Genomic DNA, 12,661 nt, shown 5'->3' with positions numbered 1-12,661 from the left:
CCCCAATTGCGGTAATACCGCCGCGCGGCATAGAGCAACCCCGTCAGCGCGGCGGTCTCGGTGATCCGTCTCGTCGCGTTGGCCATGAGGCCAGTCTGGGTCGGCGGCCGCGCCGTCCGACAGAGTCAATGGTCCTTGCGCCGACGCCAATGTGCCCTGCGCGCTATCGAGGACTTTGGGCCCTATCCGCAATCTGCGCGTGACGGAATAATGACCTCGTCTGACGTAACTTGGCTGCGGCGGTTGCGGCTGAACAAAGGAGTATGACGGTTATGGGTCCCAACCCACCGTTGTTATTGACCGATACTGACGTGGAGACTCTCGCGCGGGAATTTCTGCTCTCGCGCTACCTCGGCCCCATTTATGCCGACTGGTCGCCCGATCGGCGCCTGGACACCTTCCTGCGGCGGCGGGGCCTTGCCCGGGTGGCCGACGATGGCGACCTGTCCGTGATCGTGCTGGAGCGCATCATGGTTCAGGTAAGCGCCGCGGCGAGCTCCTAGGACCCGCGCACACCCACGGCGGATTCCAGCTCGGTCAGGCACTCCTCGGTGAGTGGGATCAGGGTGTCGATGTCGGGCATCAGCTCGGCGCCCGCGACATAGCCGAACCCGATCCGGTCGGCGTAAGAACACGTCGTCACATTGAAGGCCATACCGTCGAAGACCGTCGACACCGGATACATTTCGTCGACATGGGCGCCGTTCCAATACATTTCGGCACCGGGGCCGGGGACGTGCGAGATGGGCAGGTTGTATCCGGTGCGCACCTTCGGCGCGAACGACAGCAGCGGGACAACCACCGTCGCGGCGATGCTGGGTGCGGTGGTCAGCAGCGACGCCGCGGATCCGCGCTTGGCGACCCAGCGCTTTCCTTCCGACATCGAGCGGTGGATCAGATCCAGCCGCGCCGTCGGGTCGTCCACGTCGGTGCCCAACGGGCACAGCCAGAGCCCGAACATGTTGCCGTGCAGGTCATTTGACGCGTCGTACGCACGGTCGCGCACCGTGATGGGGCAGATGCCCACCAGTGACTGTTTGGGCAGTTCGCCATGCTCCATCAGCCAGCGCCGCACCGCGCCGGCCACCATCGCGGTCACCACGTCGTTGCCGGTGACACCCGTGGCCCGTTGCACCGCCTGGATGCGGTCCTTCGCCCAGCTGCCGGCCGCGACCGCGCGCTCGGGTCCCAGACGGCCGTTGAACCGCGTGTAGGGCGCCTCGAAGGGCAACACCGTGGTGTGCCCGACCAGGGTGTCGAAGACGTTCGATATCTCGCCCGCCACGGCCCGCCCGATGAGCCCGACACTCGACGTCGCCGCGCCGAGCACCGACCGCACCGGCGCGGTGAGGCGGGACGCCAGCCCGCTTGCCGCCGCCTCCGGTGCGGACCCATGACGGCGGTCGGCGTAGAAGGGCGGCATGGACCGGCGTTCGGGGTCGGTGCTCAGGGCGTCGGCGATCATCTGAAAACCGGCCACGCCGTCGACGACGGTGTGGTGCACCTTGATGTAGAACGCGAACCGGCCACGCGGGAGGCCGTCGATCAGATACGACATCCACATCGGCCGGGACCGGTCGAGCCGCTCGGCGTCCAGTTCGCCGATGAGCCGCCAAAATCCGTTGCGCCCGCCCGACACCGTCCTGCGCTGGCAATGTCGGCTCAGGTCAAGGTCGTCCGAGTAGCGCCAGACCCACACGCCGCCGGTGTCCACGCCGCGGTGCGGATGCCGGCACAGCCTGGGATCGATCGCATCGTTGCCGGCGAGGGTCTGGCGGTGCAGGGCGTCGGCGTAGTCGGGGCCGGCCCCGTCCGGTGGCGACAGGATCAGCACGGCGCCGACGTGCATCGGGCTGGCCACCAACTCCGCGGCCATCATCGCCACGTCCAGTGGGTCCAGCGGATCCATCTCGCCGCGCCTAAGCCGGGCGTTCGCGGCGCGTCTGCGGCTCGTCCAGCAGCCCGGACTGCCGCACCGCGTCCCACACGAAGTTCTGCACGGGCCGCGACCGGAAGAAGCCGGTGTGGCCGCCGGGATACCAGACGATCTCGGGTTTGCCCCAGTGTTCCCAGAGGCGGACCACCTGCTCACGCGGATGCACGACCCGGTCGGCGACGCCGGCGTAGATGAAGCGGCCCGGTCTCGGCACGAGCGGGGTCAGCGACAGCGGCGACGTCATCCGGCCGATGGGCTCGGCCAGTTCCATCGTGCGCCGGCGGGGATCGTCGGCGCCGAGACCGGAGTGGCGTCCCAGCAACTGCACCAGGTCGGCCACCGGAACCCCGAGAATCGCGCAGGTGAGGCCCTTGTCGAGGCTGGCGACCAGCGCCGCGATGTAGCCGCCCAGCGAAAGGCTGTTCAACCCGATCGGCGACTCGGGCTCCTGTAGCCGGATCCAGGACAACAGCCGCCGGATGTCCCACACCGCCTGACCGGTCGCATGCACGTCGTCGAGGATGTCCTCGCCCGGAAACACCGCGGCTTTGGGCAGCCCACGGGCCCGGGGCCCGTGCATCGGCAGGACCGGCATCACGACGTTCAGCCCCAGTTCGTCGTGCAGCTTCCAGGAGCGAAACAGGGCCAGATCCAGCGCGGCCCGGCCCATTTCCGTTCCGTGCACACACACCAGCCACGGCCGCGGTTCCGGATGGCGGAGCACCAGAGCGTATTCACGGTCATTCGCGGTGTAGCTCATCCACCGCTCCGCGCCCGGTTCGCCCGGCCGCGGCAGATACCCGCTGTCGAACGAGATGCGATACAGGGAGCGCGTGCGCCCCTTGACTTTTCGGACCGTGACGTCGCTGAGCGGCGGCGGGGTGCCGAAGAATCGCTTCGGGTGCTCCAGCCATCCCCGCTTGCCGTAGAACTCCAGCGCCGCGAGCACCTCGCGGGTGATGCGCTCGAACACGTCGGGCCGGCTGACCGGGCGGCGCGCCTTGAGGCCCATCAGGACGATCTCGTCGCGAAACGCCTGGGCGGCCAGGGAGAGCGTGGGCCGCGCGATCGGAAGTTCGCCGGACGCCTTTCCGAGGTAGTCGCGCCACGACTGTGCGACGTATTGGCCGGTGCCGGCGAACGGCTGGACGGCCCTGCCCAGACCGTCGACGGCCGGCGCGCTCCAGCGGGGAGCGCCCGGTCCCTCCCGGTCGTGGCTGTCGGGTGTGGCCATTGCGGCACGCTAACATCCCGCCGATCCGGCGTGTTAGGGACCTACGGCCCGGGCGCCGGCGCGAAATGATCGGATACGCAGGGGCTTTAGTCACTCGTGTGGGTCGCCGAGCCGCGCTGGTCGCGTCAGTCGAACGCGTGGATCAGCTGGCGGGCCACGCGCTGAATCTTCAGGCGCGTGTCGTGGTCGAGGGGTAATCCATCGGGGTCCGGGATTTCCCCGGTGGTGGTGATCACCCCGGGTTCCTCGGGCTCCCAGCGGGCGTTGACCTTGTCCCCCAGCACGCGGGCGGGCGGGTTGTCGGCGAGCACCTGGGCATGAAAACGCTCGACGCCGTCGACGCGCGCGGCGATCGCCAGCGCGCCGAGCAGCAGCGTCCCGATCCCGCGGTTCTGGTAGGCGTCCGCGGCGGTGAGCGCGACCTCCGCCGAGCCGGGATCGTCTTCGTCGCGGATGAAGCGGGCGTCGGCGACGACCGGCCCGTCCGCGCGGGTCGTGACGACCCAGACGAAGTGGTCGACGTAGTCGACCTCGAACAGATAGGCCAGCCGCGCCGCACTGGGAACGCCACCCTGGTAGCGCCGGTACAGCGTCTCGCGCGAGAACGCACCTTCGCTCTTGAAGCGCTCGGCGTCACCGGGCAGGACCGGGCGCAGCAGGAACTCGGTGCCGTCTTTTGCCGATACCGGGATCGGGTCGATGTAGGCGATCAACCGCTGCCGCGCGGTGCGAACCATTCGTTCGGCGCCGACGGGGATGGCCAGCATGCATTCGAAGGCGCTGTCGTATCCGACGTAGCCCCGCACGTCGTCCGTCGCGATCACCGTAGCCGTTCTGGGTTTGCCTCGCAGCAAAGCGATTTCGCCGATGACCGTCCCCGGCGACAGCTCGGTCACCATGACCTGGCCGTCCGGGGCGAGGTGCCGGATCTCCACGCGGCCCGACGTGATGATCGAGAACGAAGATGCCTTTTCCCCCTGGCGCATCAGGACCTCGCCCGCGGCGGCGCGCAGCGGCTGCAATTGCGCGGCCAGGGCCGTGAGGTCCCGGGCCGGAATGCCGGCGAACACGTCCAGCGCCGACAACTCCGCGAAATCCGTCATCACCCCGAGGTACGGTACGCGACCGGCGCCGCGGTCGCCGGGGCAATACGCGGGCAGTCGGTGTGACAAAGGGCCCTGTCGCGCGGGGACTTCGGGGGGTCGAGCGCGAGACCAAAGCACCGCGGCAGTCGTGCTCTTGGTCTCTATGGCGCGTCCCGCCGCGATGGTCGGATGGATCGGTACGGCTAAACCGGGACACAACCGGGAGAAGAAAATGTACCCAGCGACATGGCGGCCCCATTGGCCACAGCGCGGCCCGGCGACCACGGTCTATCAGCTGACCGACTGCCTGCACGACGGGCATACCGCCCGGGTGGCGGCTCACGAGATCACGGCCACCGTCTCCGCGTGGCTGGCCGACCTGGGCGCCCACAGCCCGCTGGTCGACGACTTCGAGCGCGCGGTGCGGGGCGGCGATTGGGCCAGGGCGTACGCCATCGGTGAGCGCCTGTCCGTTCGGATCGTGCTCGCCGACTGAGCCCGCCGGCCACCGGCCGCCGTTCCGGGACTTTCGACACTAGTCCGACGCACCAGGCCACAGCAGGATCGAGGGTTGACCATGAACACACCACTCGCCTCGATGGAGAGGCCCGACCTCACCAAGATCGAGATGCGCGCGCCGTCGGTGGCGCACCTGTTTCTCGACCGCGTCGCCGCGACGCCGGACGCGGAGGCGTTTCGGTACCCGCAGGAAAACAGCTGGGAGAGCGTGACCTGGCAGCAGGTGGGTGAACGCGTCCACAACATCGCCGGCGGGCTGATCGCGCTCGGAATCGCCCCGGAGGACCGGGTGGCGCTGGCGTCGTCGACGCGCTACGAGTGGGTGCTCGTCGATTTCGCCGTGATGTGCGCCGGCGCGGCAACAACCACGGTGTATTCGACGACCAACGCCGGCGACGTCGCGTATATCGTCGCCAATTCCGGCAGCCGGGTGGTGGTCGCCGAAAACCAAAGCCAGGTCGACAAATTGCTGCAGCACCGCGCCGAACTGCTCGATGTCAGCAAGGTGGTGATCATCGACGGGAACGGTGACGGCGACTGGGTGATGACGCTGGCCGAGCTGGAGCAGATGGGCAAGCAACTGCTGGCCGACTCCCCCGGCGTCATCAACGACCGAGTCGCCGCCATCGGCCCGGGGCAGCTCGCCAGCCTGATCTACACCTCCGGCACCACCGGGCGGCCGAAGGGCGTGCGGCTGACCCACGGCGCGTGGACGTACACCGCGGCGGCCATCGACGCGCTGGGCATCCTCGGGCCCGACGACCTGAACTTCCTGTGGTTGCCCCTGGCGCACGCCTTCGGCAAGGTGATGCTGGCGCTGCCGCTGCAGGTCGGCTTCCCGACCGCGATCGACGGCCGCGTCGAGCGGATCGTGGACAACCTGGCGACGCTGCGGCCCACCATCATGGGCGCGGCCCCGCGCATCTTCGAGAAGGCGCACGCCCACATCGAGAGCGTGGTCGCCGAGCGGGGCAGGCTCAGCAAGATGTTGTTCGACTGGGCGATCAGGCTGGGCGTGCAGGTGTCGGAAACCCGGCAGGCCGGCAAGAAGCCTTCGGTGTTTTCCTCCCTGGCCTACCAGGTGGCCGACCGGGCGGTGTTCGCCACCATTCGTGAGCGGTTCGGCGGCCGGCTGCGGTTCTTCGTCTCGGCGGCCGCCGCACTGGACCGGGACGTCGCGCAATGGTTCGACGCCGTGGGCATCGTCGTGCTGGAGGGGTACGGGCTGACCGAAACCGCGGCGGCGTCATTCATCAACCGCCCCAACGCTTATCGCTTCGGGACGGTCGGGTGGCCCTTCCCGTCCACCGAAGTCAGGATCGCCGGCGACGGCGAAATCCTGCTCAGGGGGCCGGGTTTGATGACCTCGTATCACGATCTGCCCGAGGCCACCGCCGAGGCGCTCGACGGGGACGGCTGGTTTCACACCGGTGACATCGGTGAGATCGACGCGGACGGCTTCCTGCGGATCACCGACCGCAAGAAGGACATGTTCAAGACGTCGCAGGGCAAGTACGTGGCGCCGTCGGCGATCGATGCGAAATTCAAGGGCTTGTGCCCGTACGCCAGCGAGCTGCTTGTCTACGGCGAGGGCAAGCCCTATTGCGTGGCGCTGGTCAGCCTCGACAGCGAGGCGATCGCCGACTGGGCCGCCAAGAATGGGCTGGCGGACGAGTCGTTCGCCGAGATCGCCTCCGACGAGAAGACGGAGGAATTGATCGCCGGATACGTCGACGCGCTGAACCTGGAACTGAATCGCTGGGAGCAGATCAAGAGATTCGCGATCCTCGATCGCGAACTCACCGTCGAATCCGGGGATCTCACGCCGAGCATGAAGCTGCGCCGCAAGGTGGTCATCGAGAAGTTCGCGGACCGCCTGGGCGACCTCTATCTCAGCTAGCCGGTGTGATGAGGCCGTAGTGCCCGTCGTAGCGGTGATACAGCACGCTGCCGCGGTCCCGGGAGGTGTCGACGAAGAAGAGGAACGGCAGGCCGAGCAGGCCTATCCGCTGGATCGCCTCGTCCACGGTGAACCGCGGCGCCGGCTGCGGGCTGATGGTCAGCGGCGTGCCGAACGGCGCCAGCCCATCAACCAGTTCCGGATTGACCTGCGCCAGGCGGTATTCGGTGGGCGACTCGCGATACAGCACGCTGTCCTGGTCGGTGCCCCGCTCGGTGAACAGGTGGAAGTCGTAGTCGAGCAGTTCCATCTCGAGCGCGGCCTCGTCGACGGTGCGGGCGGGCAGGCTGTACGACTTGTGCCGGATGATGCGGCGTTCGCTGTCGGGCCTCGGGAAGTAATTCGGCCGATGGGCGGGCTCGGACTGATGCCGCCACTCGTGCGGAGCGCTCCGTGGGACGCCACCCCGTTTGGCTTCCCAGTGTTCGGCGGCGCGTTCCAGCCCACGACGCAGCCGCGCCTCGAGCCGATCGATCGCTTCCCGGGCGGTGACCCCCTCGACCTGCGCGCGCACTAACCGGCCGTTGACGTCGAGGTTCGCCTGCGCGACGAGGCGGCGGGCCACCGCCGGATCGCCGTGCTCGCTCAGCCTGACGTGCGCGTGCAGCACCGGTTCGTGGGTGAGGCGACCGAGCTCGCCGATCTTTGTCCGCGCATAGTCTTCGGCATCGGGCAGCTGACCGTGCGTCGTCACCTGGACGTCCAAAACGGACGGTAAATCGGGTCTCTGTCTCATGATTAGGTGCCACGCTCCTTCAAAATCAACGGTGCAGACCGGTGACCGGCTGGTGGGTGCTGGCCTGGATATCGGTGGACGTCACGGCCATTAGCTGGTTCGACAAATCCGAGAGGGCCCGGGCGATCGCCAGTTCGTCGCCGATCCGGGCCACCGGCTCGTCGGCGGGGTCGAGTCGCGCCAGACCGACACCGACGAATTCCCTGCCCGCCCAGGACAGCCGGGCCTTGGCCCGGGTGCGCTCTTCGTGCTCTTCGATCGCCACCTCGACCTGGCAGGTCTTGGTGCCTTCGCCCTCGCCCGTCATCGCCGGTCTCCTTGCCTTGCGGACTGATTTGCCTGATTAGATGCGACCATCACCGGGCGGGCGCGAAGTAGGGGCGAAAGTCATCAGGTAAAGATCCCGTCGATATTAATCGACAATATTGTTGGTTGTAATCAACAATTTCGTTGACGTATATCGACGCGTCCATAAAGTAACTCTCGTGTCCGACCCCAGGCAGGGCGAGTAGATGCACGCCTCCCGAGGCCGCCGTTCGTCGCATTATTCGGGTGACGACCGCGAACAAGCGATCCTGGCCACGGCCGAGCGACTCCTGCAGGAACGGCCGCTGGCCGACTTCTCCGTAGACGACCTGGCGAAGGGCGCCGGCATTTCCCGCCCCACCTTCTACTTTTACTTCCACTCGAAGAACGCGGTGTTGCTGTCGCTGCTGGACCAGATGAACGGCAAGGCCCACGCGGCGCTTACGGCGCTGGGCGGCAAGCTGTTCGGTGACCCCGCGACGCATTGGCGGGCGCGCATCGAGGCGTTCTTCGAGGTGTCGGGCTCGCACCGGGCGGTCGCGGTGGCCGGCGCCGCGGCCAAAGCCACCAACCCCGAGGTCCGCCAGCTGTGGTCGACGCTCATGCAGAAGTGGATCTCCCACACCACGGCGGCGATCAAGGCCGAACGCCGCCGCGGCGCGGCCCCCGAGACCTACCCGGCCGAGGATCTGTCCGTCGCGCTGAACATGTTGAGCGAGCGGGTGATGGCCGCGACGTTCACCACCGAGGAGCCGGCGATCCCGGAAGACCGCGTGATCGACACGCTGGTGCACATCTGGCTGGCCAGCATCTACGAGGCCGACGGCAGGGCGGTGGCGACTAGCGGTTTGTGAGGATTCGCTCGGCGCGGTCCAGGCTCTCGTCAATCAGACGGTCGACGGCCCCGAAGTAGGTCGCCGACGCGGCCTTGCCCGCCAGCTCGGCGATCGCCCGTTGTTCGCCGTATACGTCTGTCATGGCCAGGTTTTCGGCCATCCGCGCGGAATTCACCCGCAGCCCGGCCAGCAGTTCGCCGCTCTGGGAACCCGCCACGACGGTCCGCCGGGCCAGCGTGCGCAGGGTGTCCCACTCGGCGTGCCACGGGCCGTCGGGCCGCTCGTCGTTGGCCAGCGCCGCGGCGGTGTGCAGGGTGGCCGCAAGTGGGGGCGCCGCGATGGCGGCGCGGCGAATCAGGATCGACAACACCGGATTGCGCTTATGCGGCATCGACGACGATCCGCCGCGGCGCTGGCCCGCCGGTTCGCCGAGTTCGCCGATCTCCGGACGGACCAGCGTCACGACGTCCGAGGCGATGCGGCCCCACGAGTCGGTGCACCCGACGAAGGCGTCGGCGGCCGCGGTGACCGGCGTGCGCGTCGTGTGCCACGGCGATCGGACGGCCAAGCCCAAAGTGGTTGCGGCGCTGTGCACTAGCCGATCGACCTTGGCGGGGTCGGAGGCCGCGCCGGTCAGGAGCTCGGTGGCGGCGGCCCGCGTCCCGACGGCTCCGCCGATCTGAATCGGGGTAACCAGCCCGGCGAGCCGTTCGTACGCGTCGGCGACCCCGTTCAACCAGACGGCCGCCTTGGCGCCGAAGGTCGTGGGCGCCGCGTGCTGGGTGAGGGTGCGGGCCACCATCGGCGTGCCCCGGTGGGCCGTGGCGAGGGCGGACAGCGTCGAAAGTTGTTGCGCCAGTTGCGCTGTCAGATCGTCGACGACGGCGCGCACGCCCAGCATCAGGGCGGTGTCGAGGACGTCCTGGCTGGTGAGGCCCCGGTGGATCCAGGGCGCGACGGCCGGTGCGGCGCGCTGTCGCAGCAGTTCGACCAGGCCGATGATCGGGTTGCCGCCGCCCTCCGCGGCGACCGCGATCGCCTCGCGGTCGCCGTCGCCCACCAGGTTCGACAGCTCCGCGCCTTCCCCCGGCGCGAGGCCGGCGGCGGCCAGGGCGCCGAGCCAGGCGGATTCCACCGCGACCATGGCTTGCAACAGCGCCCGGTCCGTCAGGTGCTCGCCGGCCCGCTCGTCGCCGGGCCACAGGAGATTGGTCATCGGCGGTACTCCAGGAACACGGTCTCGTTCGGGCCCTGCAGGTGGATGTCGAAACGGTAGGTGGCGTGGCCGCTTTCGGCAACACACACCAGAGCGGACAACGTAGGGTCGGCGTTCACCTCGTCGTGGGGCACGTAGGCGCGGGTGAACAACCGGTGCAACAGGCCCCGCGCGAAGACGGCAAGCGCGAAGAACGGCGGCCGTCCGGAGTCCGAACCGGGCGCCACCGTGGTGAAGCCGTAGTGCCCGGCGGCGTCGGTCGCGCACCGGCCCCACCCGGTGAACCCCGCACCTTCGCGCCGCAGCGAGCCCGCCCGGCGCGGGACGCGCCCGTCGCCGTCGCGCTGCCACAGTTCGACCAGCGCGTCCGGGACCGCCTCGCCGGCGCCGTCGTACACCGTCCCGTGCAACCGCACGGCGTGTGGCTGCCCGGCGGCGATCAAATCGCTGTCGCCGGGATAGGGCAGCCCGAGGCCGAGGAAGGGGCCTACCGTTTGTCCGGGGGTGCAAGGGAATTCAGTCATCATCTGCGGTCCAGGTGCGGCGGCCGCCACATACCACGATGTCCCAGCGGTAGCCTGTTGCGTACTCCGGCTGGGTGACGCCGTGGTCGTAGCGGGCGACCAGCCGCCCTCGGGCGGCGGGATCGGGAATCGATTGGAAGATCGGGTCCAGGTCGAACAGCGGGTCGCCGGGGAAGTACATCTGGGTGACCAGCCGCTGCGTGAAAGCCGTTCCGAAGACCGAGAAGTGGATGTGCGCCGGGCGCCAGGCGTTGTGGTGATTGCGCCACGGATAGGGGCCGGGCCTGATGGTCAGGAAACGATAGGAGCCGTCGGGCCCGGTGAGGCACCGGCCGGCGCCGACGAAGTTCGGGTCCAGTGGGGCCGGGTGCTGGTCGCGTTGGTGGCGGTACCGGCCGCTCGCGTTGGCCTGCCAGATCTCGACCAGCTGTCCGGTCACCGGCCCGCCGGCGTCGTCGAGCACCCGCCCGGTCACGATGATCCGCTCCCCGAGCGGCTCGCCGGGATGGCCGGCCGTCAGGTCCGCGTCGAGCGGGCCGACCTCGTCGCCGCCGAAACACGGTCCCTCGAGCTCGAGCTCGTCGGGGTCGACGACCAGCGGGGGCCGCGCGGGGTGACGCAGGGCGGTGCTGCGATACGGCGGGTAGTCGAACCGCGGCTGCCCCGGGTCGCATGCAGCCTCACCCGAGCTCAAGGCGGCGATCTCCGCGGTGATGTCCTCCTGGGACGTCATGAGCCGTGAGGCTACTCCCGATCACGCGGCTGACCCCCCGTCAGTCGCGTGGTGTCGCGCTAGAGACCGCGAACCAGCGCCGCCCGGCCCTTGGTGCGCATCCGATGCAGCGCGGAGCCGCGGTACTGCTCCATCTTTGCTTCCATCTGGCTGCCCAGCTCCTCAAGTTCGGCGTCGCTGATCTTCACCTCGGGCGGCGCGGGAATCAGGTCGCGTTCCTCCTCGTCGGCGTGGGCCTCCAGCACCGTCTTGAAGGAGTTCCATTCGTCCTCGTAGCCCGGCGCGCTCTGCGGCGTCTTGAGCAGCACGGAAAGCTGATCGACCACCTGACGATGCTCGGCGTGGGCGACCGCGATCAGCTTGGTGGCATCCTTCAGCGCCGGGTAGTACAGGTCATCCTCGATGCGGAAGTGGATGTCGAGTTCGACGAGAAAGTCGTCGAAAAGGGCATGTCGCTCTTCGCTGTTCACCGGCGCCTCGCTGATCTTGCGGCCCAGCCCCTTGATCACGATGTGGTGCTCTTTCAACACGTCATAGGCGTTCACTTCGCTACCTCCTCGGCACGCACCTCAACCATTCCGTCGACCAACCTGGCCTCGTAGCACGGCAACGGGGCCGCCGCGGGGCCGCGCAAGACCTCCCCCGACCCGGCCGCGAACCACGACCCGTGCCAGGGGCACACCACGCGGCCGCGATCCACCCAGCCGTCGGCCATCGGGGCCGCCAGGTGCGGGCAGAACTCGCCGAACGCCGACACCTGCCCCGGGTTCGTCTGGCACACAACCAATCCCACGCCGTCCACCTCGACGCGCACCGGCTTGCCGTTCAGCGAGCTCGCGGGCAGCACCGGCGTCCACTCCGTGGTGCGCAGCCGCTCACCCGACTGGTCGATGCCGATGCCGGACTCGAACACCAGTGCCCCGCCGAGGTAGCTGCCGCCGAGGGTGATGGCGTAGCCGAGCGCCGTCACGGCGATCCCGCGGCCGTGCCGTCCGTGGCGGCGGTCCCACCAGGATTGCGCGTAGAGCGCGGTGGCGGCGAGGTTCACGAGCCCGTGTACCAGCCCCACCCGTCGGTCCTGCTCGTGGGTGTGCTGCCAATCGGTGGTGCCGGTGATCGCCGAGCCGATGCTGGCCAGGATCCCCACCCCCAGCGCGCGGGTGGCGAATCGTGACGCGTCGCGGACCTCGCTCGGCCGCTGGCCGGGCAGCAGGCTGAGCGCATCCAACGCCACCGTCGTGCCCAGCGCCCCACTCGTCAGCGACGCCAGCGGCGGATGAACCGGGTGCCCGAGCCAGACGCCGTGCAGCGCGTTGGTGACGGTGTTGCGCGCGCCGCCCAGCGCGTTGTAGCCGAAGCTGAGCAGGTGCTCGAGTCGATAGCTCGGCCGATCCAGCCACTCCTGTCGCCCGATTGCTGACAGCACCCGCGGTCCGAGTTCCCGCAACCGGACGCCGGCCCCCCGGGACCGATCCACCATGACACCGTCCTTCCTCAGATGCCGAGCCAAATGGCAGAACTGTGCGCGAACTCGGCGTAAATCCCGGATTATTTCGCGCTCACCTGCGCAACCGAT

At 68.8% G+C, this 12,661-nt stretch carries 14 protein-coding genes; 4 read left to right on the top strand and 10 right to left on the bottom strand.

From position 1 onward, the window contains the following. Positions 1 to 296 precede the first annotated feature (296 nt). Positions 297 to 503 (top strand): hypothetical protein, encoded by a 207-nt coding sequence (locus tag A5787_RS08465; protein WP_369829096.1) that lies wholly within the window; start codon positions 297 to 299, stop codon positions 501 to 503. On the opposite strand, the gene A5787_RS08460 is transcribed toward A5787_RS08465, so the two are convergent. The 3 genes from A5787_RS08460 to A5787_RS08450 all read right to left on the bottom strand — a co-directional run bounded on the left by A5787_RS08460 (position 500) and on the right by A5787_RS08450 (position 4,273). Beyond that, complete coding sequence (locus tag A5787_RS08460) at positions 500 to 1,909, bottom strand: wax ester/triacylglycerol synthase family O-acyltransferase (RefSeq protein ID WP_066964546.1); 1,410 nt, start codon at positions 1,907 to 1,909, stop codon at positions 500 to 502. The two genes, A5787_RS08465 and A5787_RS08460, sit on opposite strands and share 4 nt — an antisense overlap. Positions 1,910 to 1,919: 10 nt before the next feature. Continuing rightward, on the bottom strand, positions 1,920 to 3,170 hold the full coding sequence (locus A5787_RS08455; protein WP_066964544.1) for a S9 family peptidase: 1,251 nt from the start codon (positions 3,168 to 3,170) through the stop codon (positions 1,920 to 1,922). Positions 3,171 to 3,295: 125 nt separating this feature from the next. Continuing rightward, positions 3,296 to 4,273 carry a GNAT family N-acetyltransferase gene (locus A5787_RS08450; RefSeq protein WP_066964542.1) on the bottom strand — a complete coding sequence of 326 codons (978 nt, stop codon included), beginning with the start codon at positions 4,271 to 4,273 and terminating at the stop codon, positions 3,296 to 3,298. A gap of 214 nt (positions 4,274 to 4,487) precedes the next feature. Between A5787_RS08450 and A5787_RS08445 the strand changes: the two genes are divergently transcribed. Together A5787_RS08445 and A5787_RS08440 are read left to right on the top strand one after the other, a co-directional pair. Next, positions 4,488 to 4,751 carry a hypothetical protein gene (locus A5787_RS08445; protein ID WP_066964539.1) on the top strand — a complete coding sequence of 88 codons (264 nt, stop codon included), beginning with the start codon at positions 4,488 to 4,490 and terminating at the stop codon, positions 4,749 to 4,751. A gap of 81 nt (positions 4,752 to 4,832) precedes the next feature. Continuing rightward, complete coding sequence (locus A5787_RS08440; protein ID WP_066964537.1) at positions 4,833 to 6,674, top strand: long-chain fatty acid--CoA ligase; 1,842 nt, start codon at positions 4,833 to 4,835, stop codon at positions 6,672 to 6,674. Here A5787_RS08440 and A5787_RS08435 read toward each other — a convergent pair. After that, a complete protein-coding gene (locus tag A5787_RS08435; protein WP_066964534.1) occupies positions 6,667 to 7,470 on the bottom strand; it encodes an HPF/RaiA family ribosome-associated protein in 804 nt (267 codons plus the stop codon). The two genes, A5787_RS08440 and A5787_RS08435, sit on opposite strands and share 8 nt — an antisense overlap. A 25-nt stretch (positions 7,471 to 7,495) precedes the next feature. Continuing rightward, positions 7,496 to 7,777, bottom strand: a complete 282-nt coding sequence (locus A5787_RS08430) for a DUF1876 domain-containing protein (RefSeq protein WP_066964531.1) — start codon at positions 7,775 to 7,777, stop codon at positions 7,496 to 7,498. Between the two features lie 205 nt (positions 7,778 to 7,982). On the opposite strand from A5787_RS08430, the gene A5787_RS08425 reads away from it, so the two are divergent. After that, positions 7,983 to 8,630 (top strand): TetR/AcrR family transcriptional regulator, encoded by a 648-nt coding sequence (locus A5787_RS08425; RefSeq protein WP_066964528.1) that lies wholly within the window; start codon positions 7,983 to 7,985, stop codon positions 8,628 to 8,630. Here the strand turns inward: A5787_RS08425 and A5787_RS08420 are convergent. The 5 genes from A5787_RS08420 to A5787_RS08400 are packed head-to-tail and all read right to left on the bottom strand — an operon-like array spanning position 8,617 to position 12,565. Beyond that, entirely contained in the window at positions 8,617 to 9,828 is a 1,212-nt protein-coding gene (locus A5787_RS08420) for a lyase family protein (protein WP_066964525.1), read from the bottom strand. The two genes, A5787_RS08425 and A5787_RS08420, sit on opposite strands and share 14 nt — an antisense overlap. Further along, complete coding sequence (gene pcaG / locus A5787_RS08415) at positions 9,825 to 10,352, bottom strand: protocatechuate 3,4-dioxygenase subunit alpha (RefSeq protein ID WP_066964657.1); 528 nt, start codon at positions 10,350 to 10,352, stop codon at positions 9,825 to 9,827. The genes A5787_RS08420 and pcaG overlap by 4 nt, the downstream gene beginning before the upstream one ends. Then, the gene (gene pcaH / locus A5787_RS08410) at positions 10,345 to 11,085 is read right to left on the bottom strand and encodes a protocatechuate 3,4-dioxygenase subunit beta (protein ID WP_066964518.1); all 741 of its coding nucleotides are present in this window, start codon (positions 11,083 to 11,085) and stop codon (positions 10,345 to 10,347) included. The genes pcaG and pcaH overlap by 8 nt, the downstream gene beginning before the upstream one ends. A 59-nt stretch (positions 11,086 to 11,144) precedes the next feature. Then, positions 11,145 to 11,630, bottom strand: coding sequence for a hemerythrin domain-containing protein (locus tag A5787_RS08405; RefSeq protein WP_066964514.1), 486 nt, complete (start codon positions 11,628 to 11,630; stop codon positions 11,145 to 11,147). Further along, the gene (locus A5787_RS08400; RefSeq protein WP_066964513.1) at positions 11,627 to 12,565 is read right to left on the bottom strand and encodes a Rieske 2Fe-2S domain-containing protein; all 939 of its coding nucleotides are present in this window, start codon (positions 12,563 to 12,565) and stop codon (positions 11,627 to 11,629) included. The genes A5787_RS08405 and A5787_RS08400 overlap by 4 nt, the downstream gene beginning before the upstream one ends. Positions 12,566 to 12,661: the final 96 nt, after the last annotated feature.

The organism is Mycobacterium sp. 852002-50816_SCH5313054-b (assembly GCF_001667185.1).
Classification (GTDB): Bacteria; Actinomycetota; Actinomycetes; order Mycobacteriales; family Mycobacteriaceae; genus Mycobacterium.
Note: the sequence above shows the minus strand (reverse complement) of the source record. Positions and strands in the feature narration are given on the sequence as shown.

Bases quoted from the DNA above. Each gene is read 5' to 3' on its own strand.
- A5787_RS08460 (WP_066964546.1), bottom strand. From the start codon at position 1,909: ATGGATCCGCTGGACCCACTGGACGTGGCGATGATGGCCGCGGAGTTG.
- A5787_RS08455 (WP_066964544.1), bottom strand. From the start codon at position 3,170: ATGGCCACACCCGACAGCCACGACCGGGAGGGACCGGGCGCTCCCCGC.
- A5787_RS08450 (WP_066964542.1), bottom strand. From the start codon at position 4,273: ATGACGGATTTCGCGGAGTTGTCGGCGCTGGACGTGTTCGCCGGCATT.
- A5787_RS08445 (WP_066964539.1), top strand. From the start codon at position 4,488: ATGTACCCAGCGACATGGCGGCCCCATTGGCCACAGCGCGGCCCGGCG.
- A5787_RS08440 (WP_066964537.1), top strand. From the start codon at position 4,833: ATGAACACACCACTCGCCTCGATGGAGAGGCCCGACCTCACCAAGATC.
- A5787_RS08435 (WP_066964534.1), bottom strand. From the start codon at position 7,470: ATGAGACAGAGACCCGATTTACCGTCCGTTTTGGACGTCCAGGTGACG.
- A5787_RS08430 (WP_066964531.1), bottom strand. From the start codon at position 7,777: ATGACGGGCGAGGGCGAAGGCACCAAGACCTGCCAGGTCGAGGTGGCG.
- A5787_RS08425 (WP_066964528.1), top strand. From the start codon at position 7,983: ATGCACGCCTCCCGAGGCCGCCGTTCGTCGCATTATTCGGGTGACGAC.
- A5787_RS08420 (WP_066964525.1), bottom strand. From the start codon at position 9,828: ATGACCAATCTCCTGTGGCCCGGCGACGAGCGGGCCGGCGAGCACCTG.
- pcaG (WP_066964657.1), bottom strand. From the start codon at position 10,352: ATGACTGAATTCCCTTGCACCCCCGGACAAACGGTAGGCCCCTTCCTC.
- pcaH (WP_066964518.1), bottom strand. From the start codon at position 11,085: ATGACGTCCCAGGAGGACATCACCGCGGAGATCGCCGCCTTGAGCTCG.
- A5787_RS08400 (WP_066964513.1), bottom strand. From the start codon at position 12,565: ATGGTGGATCGGTCCCGGGGGGCCGGCGTCCGGTTGCGGGAACTCGGA.